Source organism: Granulicatella sp. HMSC31F03 (genome assembly GCF_001807725.1).
Lineage (GTDB): Bacteria > Bacillota > Bacilli > Lactobacillales > Aerococcaceae > Granulicatella > Granulicatella adiacens.
Window position 1 is genome coordinate 1 of record NZ_KV790852.1, and the last position, 7,755, is coordinate 7,755.

The 7,755-nt window shown below is 33.2% G+C and carries 9 protein-coding genes; 7 read left to right on the forward strand and 2 right to left on the reverse strand.

From position 1 onward, the window contains the following. Nucleotides 1–117 precede the first annotated feature (117 nt). Nucleotides 118–441: an Imm59 family immunity protein gene (locus HMPREF3106_RS04780; protein ID WP_070436972.1), complete on the forward strand. Its 324-nt coding sequence runs from the start codon at nucleotides 118–120 to the stop codon at nucleotides 439–441. A 108-nt stretch (nucleotides 442–549) separates the two neighbouring features. On the opposite strand, the gene dnaN is transcribed toward HMPREF3106_RS04780, so the two are convergent. Together dnaN and dnaA are read right to left on the reverse strand one after the other, a co-directional pair. Continuing rightward, nucleotides 550–1,707 (reverse strand): DNA polymerase III subunit beta, encoded by a 1,158-nt coding sequence (dnaN, locus tag HMPREF3106_RS04785; protein ID WP_070444694.1) that lies wholly within the window; start codon nucleotides 1,705–1,707, stop codon nucleotides 550–552. Between the two features lie 173 nt (nucleotides 1,708–1,880). Continuing rightward, nucleotides 1,881–3,251: a chromosomal replication initiator protein DnaA gene (gene dnaA, locus HMPREF3106_RS04790; RefSeq protein WP_070436974.1), complete on the reverse strand. Its 1,371-nt coding sequence runs from the start codon at nucleotides 3,249–3,251 to the stop codon at nucleotides 1,881–1,883. Between the two features lie 531 nt (nucleotides 3,252–3,782). On the opposite strand from dnaA, the gene rpmH reads away from it, so the two are divergent. The 6 genes from rpmH to HMPREF3106_RS04820 all read left to right on the forward strand — a co-directional run bounded on the left by rpmH (nucleotide 3,783) and on the right by HMPREF3106_RS04820 (nucleotide 7,450). Continuing rightward, nucleotides 3,783–3,917, forward strand: a complete 135-nt coding sequence (gene rpmH, locus HMPREF3106_RS04795) for a 50S ribosomal protein L34 (protein ID WP_005608206.1) — start codon at nucleotides 3,783–3,785, stop codon at nucleotides 3,915–3,917. Nucleotides 3,918–3,984: 67 nt separating this feature from the next. Beyond that, the gene (gene rnpA, locus HMPREF3106_RS04800; RefSeq protein WP_005608208.1) at nucleotides 3,985–4,329 is read left to right on the forward strand and encodes a ribonuclease P protein component; all 345 of its coding nucleotides are present in this window, start codon (nucleotides 3,985–3,987) and stop codon (nucleotides 4,327–4,329) included. Between the two features lie 60 nt (nucleotides 4,330–4,389). Beyond that, entirely contained in the window at nucleotides 4,390–5,202 is an 813-nt protein-coding gene (gene yidC / locus HMPREF3106_RS04805; RefSeq protein WP_005608210.1) for a membrane protein insertase YidC, read from the forward strand. Nucleotides 5,203–5,280: 78 nt separating this feature from the next. Next, nucleotides 5,281–6,069 (forward strand): RNA-binding cell elongation regulator Jag/EloR, encoded by a 789-nt coding sequence (gene jag, locus HMPREF3106_RS04810; RefSeq protein ID WP_070444697.1) that lies wholly within the window; start codon nucleotides 5,281–5,283, stop codon nucleotides 6,067–6,069. A 311-nt stretch (nucleotides 6,070–6,380) separates the two neighbouring features. After that, on the forward strand, nucleotides 6,381–7,241 hold the full coding sequence (locus tag HMPREF3106_RS04815; protein WP_005608214.1) for a helix-turn-helix domain-containing protein: 861 nt from the start codon (nucleotides 6,381–6,383) through the stop codon (nucleotides 7,239–7,241). Nucleotides 7,242–7,243: 2 nt separating this feature from the next. Further along, the gene (locus HMPREF3106_RS04820) at nucleotides 7,244–7,450 is read left to right on the forward strand and encodes a hypothetical protein (protein ID WP_070436976.1); all 207 of its coding nucleotides are present in this window, start codon (nucleotides 7,244–7,246) and stop codon (nucleotides 7,448–7,450) included. Nucleotides 7,451–7,755 lie beyond the last annotated feature (305 nt).

Sequence of the window (7,755 nt, forward strand, 5' to 3'; positions counted from 1 at the left end):
TTATTTTCCTGTCTACTTGACAGGGTGCACTTCAAAGTGAATTTCGGGAAATTAATCAGATGAAGGTTGAAATATATGCTATACTATTGACAAATAAAGCATTTCGAGGATTCTAATATGAATATTGAGCCATTAAAAAGAGAATTAGAGGAAGAAATTAAACATAGAAATTACGATTCATTGGTTTATGTATTATTTGATGAATCTAATACCACGCTATTTGCAGTACATCTTTTCTATAAAAATCATTTATTTATGGTGAATAGTAGAGATGATAGATCTTATGTTTTAGGAAAGACATTTGAATTTACAAATTTCATTGATGCAAAAGAGAAGTTTTTCAATATTTTAGACTTTATTGTTCGAGAAGGTCGTAGAGAGGTAGCTAAACACGGAAGTTATATGTATTCTTCTCCATTGTGGGATGATTATAAAAACTAAGAATCAAAAAGGAATTAGGCAGCATTCACTGCTTAATTCCTTTTTCTATACATAAAAAAACTCGAGCCTTCAAAACGAAAGCTCGAGTGAAAGTTTGATAACTTACGATTACCCGTTGAATGTACGAACAGGTGTCACTAATTGAATGAAGCTATGTGGAATACCAGAATGGTCTTCTTTTAGTTTCAATGTGAATGGACGGTTTGATTCTAAGAAGTTGATGACAGCTTCTGAAGAACCGAATAATTTCAACGCTTCTTTTAAGTAGTCAGGGTTGAATGAAATTTCAAGTGGAGCTCCTTCGAAGTTTTCCACAGCGATTTCTTCTTCAACCGTACCCACTTCAGGAGATTTACCTGTTAATAGAATGCGTTCCGGAGAAAGTGTTAATGTCGCGATATTGTTTTTATCCGTATGTGACATTAATGAAGCACGTTCTACAGCTGCTACAAGTTCGCTAGCAACGACTGTAATGGAAGTGTTCGCTCCGTCGTTAATTAAACGGTCTGTATCAGGGTACATTCCTTCTAATAAACGAGAGTAGAAGGATAATGTTTCTGTTTGGAACAAGATTTGATTATCTGTAATCGCAAAATCGATTGTTTCTAATCCGTCGATGATACGAGATAATTCTAATAATGTTTTACCAGGTAATGTCATTTCAAATGTCAATGCATCACTTCCAGCTGGCATTTGTAGTGGAATGATACGTTGGCTTAAACGGTGAGAGTCAGTTGCGACTGCTTTTAATTGGTTGTCTTTAATCACCATATGAATCCCAGTTAAGATCGGACGAGATTCTGCAGTTGAAACGGCAACCGCTGTTTGTACAATCACTTGTCTAAATAATGGAACAGGAATTGTAATCACATGATTTTTTTCAATTTCTGGTAATTGTGGATAATCCACTGCTGATAATCCATTTAATGTAAATGATGCATTACCTGCTGTAATCGTTGCTTGTAATTGATCGTTTGTTTCAAGTGTAAATACATTTAAAGGTAATTTTTTAACGATTTCTCCAAAGAAACGAGCAGGGAGAACGATGCTACCTGGTTCTTGGACTGTTAATTGTAATTCTTCGTCTTCGATAGGTAAGAATACTTCGATAGAAACTTCTGAATCACTACCTGTTAATGTTAAACCTTCTTCACTTGCAACTAATTTAATCCCAGTTAAAATTGGAATCGTTGTTTTTGATGGAATCGCACGTTGAACATCGACTAGATTTTTTAAAAATCCTTGTCTGTTTACTGAAAATTTCATAACTTCCTCCTTTTGGATGTCCTTTTATATTTAATTTATTTATTAAAAAAATAGTAATAGTAGTAGGGGCTGTGTATTTTGTGGAAAAGTGAAGAATCCCTACAGCTCTTTCATTTTTGTTTGTGGATAACTATTGTGGATAAACAGCTTGAATTTTTTGAGTTATCCACTGACTACTGATGAAGCAATCCTTTAATTTCATTAATGACTTGAGTTGTTTCACTATTTTCTTTTACTTCTAAGCTGATTTTTTCATAAGCATGAAGAACGGTTGAATGGTCTCTACCAAAGTCAGATCCAATTTTTTGTAAAGAACTTCCTGTTAATTCACGTGAAAGATACATGGCGATTTGACGAGGTTGAACCATTGTTTTCGTTCTCTTTTTCCCTTTAATATCTTCAACAGTAATATTGTAATATTTGGCAACAGCACTTTGAATATCATGAATCGATAGTAATTTCTCTTTACCACCTGGTAGGAGATTTTTCAAAGCTTCTGCGGCTAAATCTGTTGAAATATCTTCACCAACCATCACAGAATAAGCTTGAAGACGCATTAGGGCCCCTTCCAACTCACGTACGTTTGATTGAATATGTCCTGCTACATAGCTTAGTACATCGATTGGAATATTAAATCCAAGGGATTGTGCTTTATTTTGTAAAATCGCAATCCGAGTTTCTAAGTCTGGTGGAGTAATATCCACAGGAAGACCAGAAACGAAACGAGAAACAAGTCTTTCTTGAAGTGCTTTAATTTCTGTTGGTTGTCGGTCACTAGTAAGTACGATTTGTTTTTGGTTATTGAATAAAGCATTAAAAGTATGGAAGAATTCCTCTTGTGTTGCTTCTTTTGCTGCTAAAAATTGAATATCATCGACTAGTAAAATATCCACATTTCGATAACGATTGCGGAATTCTTGTGGTGTCTTTGATCCAATGGAAGCAATCATTTCATTCATAAACTCTTCACTGGTTACATATTTAACACGTGCTGTTGGATGATTCTTCTTATAATCATTCCCAATCGCTTGCATTAAATGGGTTTTTCCAAGACCTACACCCCCATAGAAAAAGAGTGGGTTATAAGCCGTTCCAGGGTTTTCCGCTACATATCGAGCAGCAGCCGTAGCCATTTGGTTCCCTTTCCCGATAATGAATGTATCAAAAGTGTATTTTGGATTTAAATGAGAATCCTCTTCAATCACAGTTGGAGAAGGATGACTTAATCCAGTCGTTTGTGTTTCTTCTATATTACTGTTGTTTGATTGAAAAGAAGAAATCGCTGGTTCGAAATCAGACTCTGGTGTAATAAATCTAGGTTCAAATGATTGTCTGAAATAGTCGTACCCAAATTCAATAATGTCTCTTAATAAATTATCTTGCCAATATCTGGCAAATGTTTGAGAAGGGACTTTAATATAAAGAATATTTTTCTCGATACGAACAGGTTCAGCGGGTTTTATCCAATGGTTGAATGTAAACTCGGAATTTGTTTTTTCAAATTGCTCTAATAATATATCCCAAAAATCTTGAATGGAATTCATAAATGCACCTCCTTATAGTTCTAAAGATTCTAATCCAGTTAACAGTTTACCATCTTTCAATAGAGTTTTCCACAATTGGATGGAGAAAACCACAATAAATCAAAGTTTTTAATAAAATTATCCACAAAAATGTGGATAATCGATAGGATTAATAGAGAATAAACAGAGTTATACACAGAAAATTTCAAGTTATTCACATTCATTTTTATTGATTTAAAGAGATTTCAACAACTTATCCACCAGTTGTGGATAGATTTATACAAACAGAGTGTTATTTTGTGGATAAGTTGTTGAAAACTAGTGGATGAAGAGTTTTTTTAAAAAAAGATTTCCACTATGATTGTTGATAACTAAAAAAATCGATACAAAAATACAGTTATTTGTAGAAATTTTTAGAGAGATTATGGTATGATACTTCAGTAATTTAGCGATTAGATAGTTTATATTGACAATTCAATATTTTATATTTATAATGTACTAGACTGTCTAGGGAGACTAGATATTTCATTTACAGTAGGAGGTGCACATCGAATGAAAAGAACATATCAACCAAGCAAACGTAAACGTCAAAAAGTTCACGGATTCCGTAAACGCATGAGTACAAAAAATGGCCGTAGAGTATTAGCAAGCAGACGCCGTAAAGGTAGAAAAGTTTTAGCAGCTTAGATCACTGAACGTCTCAGTGGTCTTTTTTTTAAAAAAACATTTCGAGTGACTGGAGATATTCAAGTAGATGAAAAAATCGTATCGAGTGAAGAAAGATCGTGAATTTCAGCAGGTATTCCATAAAGGAAAATCTACAGCTAATCGACAATTTGTTATTTATAAGTTAAATAAGGAAGCACAAGCTCATTTTCGTGTGGGAATTTCAGTAAGTAAAAAGCTAGGAAATGCAGTGACAAGAAATCGTCTAAAAAGACGAATCCGTCACATTCTTATGGAACTGGATGATCAAATAACTCAAAATGCAGATTTTATTGTCATTGCTCGATCTCCCATCGTACAAATGTCTTATCAAGAAATGAAAAGCAGTATGATGCATGTTTTAAAATTAGCTACATTATTACCTAAAAATTAAGATTCCTATTATAGGTAGGAATCGTTGAAAATTAAATATTCTAAAAGGTGGGACTTTTCAGTGAAGAAAAAAAGCCAATTGATTTTATCATTAGCAGTTTTAACTTTATTTTTAGCGGCATGTGGAACTTCTCCTGTTACGGAGTCTAGTACAGGTTTTTGGGATCGAATTGTTCTCTATAATTTATCTCAGTTTATTATTTGGTTATCTGATTTATTTGGAGGAAGCTATGGTTTAGGAATTATCTTCTTTACAATTATTACTCGTTTAATTATGGTTCCTTTAATGCACTTCCAATACCAAAGTACGCGTAAACAAGCGATTCTTCAACCAGAGATTAAAGCTTTACGTGAAAAATACTCTGCTAGAGACCGTGCAACACAAGAAATGCTTCAAGCAGAAATGAATGCTTTATACGAACGTGAAGGAATCAATCAATACGCTGGTTGCTTACCATTATTAATTCAATTACCAGTAATGATGGCTTTATATCAAGCAATTAGCCGTACAGAAGTCTTAAAAACAGGACACTTCTTATGGTTCCAATTAGACCAACCAGACCCATACTTCATCTTACCAGTATTAGCTGCTGTGACAACATTCATCACAACGTGGTTATCTATGAAAATGCAAGATACTGGTGGAGCCGGTAAAGCAATGATGTATTTTATGCCAGTGATGATTTTATTTATGTCACTTGGTTTAGCAAGTGCGTTATCACTATACTGGGTAGTCGGAAACGTATTTATGGTAGGTCAAACCTTACTATTAAATAATCCATTCAAATTCCAAGAAGAACAAAAAGCGATTATCGCTGAGAAAAAACGTCGTCAAAAGGCGCTTGAAAAAGCGAAGAGAAGACACGGAAAATAATTCTTATATAGAAGTCTTGTTGAAACGTCTCAATCATGAGATAATAACAATGATTTTTAAAGAGTAGGAGAGTTTACGATGACAAATACTATTAAAGTAACAGATACTTCAGTAGAAAAAGCAATTCAAAAAGGATTACGTCAATTAGGATTAACCAAAGAAGAAGTAGTTGTTGAAGTGTTATCTGAAGGTAAAAAAGGATTGTTTGGCTTTGGCCAAAAAGATGCAATAGTTGCTTTAACTCCAGTTGTTAAAGAAGAAGTTGTGGAAGAAGTTTCTACACCAGTAGTAGAAGAAACGGTTGAAGAAGTAGTAGCAGCTGAAGATGAATCTTTCGAGGAAGAATTCGAAGACGAATTCGAAGACGAAGAAGATGTTGAAGGTTCTGAAAATGAAGAAACAACCGTAGATTGTTTAGAAGAAGCAGCTCATGTAACCAAAGCATATTTAGAAGGAATTGCGAAAACTTATGGTGCAGAGGCAACTGTAGCAGTTGAAGTGCGCCGTGATCGTATGACATTTGTATTCGATACAGACAAACAAGGGCTATTAATTGGTAAACATGGTAAAATTTTAAATGCGTTACAAGTGTTAGCACAAGTTTCTGTCCATCGTTTTGTTAAAGGAAGAATTTCTGTTCAAGTAGATGTTGGTGATTACCGTGCTCGTCGTAGTGAAACACTACAACAAATTGCCGAAAGAACAGCTCGTAAAGTATTAAAAACGAAACAACCTGTTTACTTAGAACCACTACCAGCATATGAAAGAAAACAAATTCATGCTGCATTAAGCAAAAATAAACGTATTTCAACACATTCCGAAGGAAAAGAACCTCATCGTTACCTAGTTGTTGAAATCGCTGAATAGAAAATGATGAAAGCTTATGACCGTTTCAGTCATAAGCTTTTTTTCATAATTAATGAAAGATAATAAAAGACATTTCAGAAAATATTGCTATAACAATATTTTTATGAATGGATAGGTAATATAAATCATTAGGACGAAACAAATAAAGTATAAAAAAACTTTCATAAATAGAACTATTTCAATCATAAAAAAAGAATAATTCCTATAAATGTCCACTAAATCTAAGTTTTTCTTTTGGAGAAATTAGAAAATAAAGGTATAATAAAAATGAATATAGGGAGCATATATTTAATAAAAGATGAGGAGATATTATGGACATTCAAATTTTTGTGAATCGACGAAAAGAATTAGGTTTATCTCAAATTGAATTGAGTGAGGGTATTTGTACGCAAGCAACATTAAGTCGATTCGAAAATCACGGTCAAATCCCTTCCATGAAGATATTGACCTTACTTTGTAAAAAACTACATATGGACGTAGGGGAGTTATTTCCATCTGTAGCGATTAAAGATTCAGTTATAAACAAAAAGCTGGATAAAATCGAATTTCATATTGTGAATATGGAATATGAAGAAGCTGAAGAATTAATTCATAGTATAAATGCGGCTCATTTAACCACGCAGCAACTATGGAGATATTTATACTTAAAAGGTTTCACTCAAACCTTATTAGAAAAGGAAAGTACAGATAGCTTTTTCTACTTCAATCAATTGTTAGCAGATCATTCTGATGTGGATAATAAATATATTTTCTTAGCGTATACGGGAATCGGACTTATTTATATGAATCAGGGAGACTATGATAAGGCCGAATACTTCTTTGAAAAAGCCATCCACCAAATCGATAATCATACAATTGAATCCATTGAAGATGTCTGTCGTGTCTTAACAGTTCTATATTATGGTGGAACTTTCTATGCAAAAATTAAAGAATATGATACTAGCGATGTCTTACTCAGACGCGGAATTACAATCTGTAGTGAAAATCATGTTACATACTATTTAGCTCGCATCAAATATTTACAAGCAGAGAACGCTTATGTGAATGACGCCTCAAGTGAAGAAGTAAAAGAATTGATGAGAGACGCCGCAGCATTTGCCAGAGTGAATAAAAATACGGTATTATTAGAAAAAATAAAAGTATTTAAAGAACTTGTGGCGAAAGGAGAATAGGAATGTCTATTCGTCAAAAAAGAGATGATTTATTCAAAAAAGAAAAATTAGAAGTTCCAGAAGAAATCAAAGAGGAATTTCAAAATGATGAGTATGATTTAGATAGTTTTGGAGATGCATTTGTAATGATGCCAAAATTAGAAGAAGATAAGCGTCAGAAAAATCTAGAGAAAAACATTAAAAAAGAATGGCTAGAGGATTTTGAATAAATCGCTTTTGACCTGCTAAGTGAGATTAGAGACCTTGTTCTTCAAGGTCTTTTTTATTTCAAAAAAGTAGAAATAATTCTTTTTCAGAAACTTATTCATTTAGAAAGAAATTTTTAATGAAAACAGTAGCATTTTAGTTGAAATCACAAACTAGTTATGATAAATTAATATCACTGTTAAGCGAACGTTCGCTTTTAAAACCGTTTCAAAATCTTCCAAAAAGATGGATGAAATCTGTTGACAGTAAAAATGTCCTATGATAGTATATAGGAGTTGTTGAAAAACAACGATTGACCTTTGAAAAC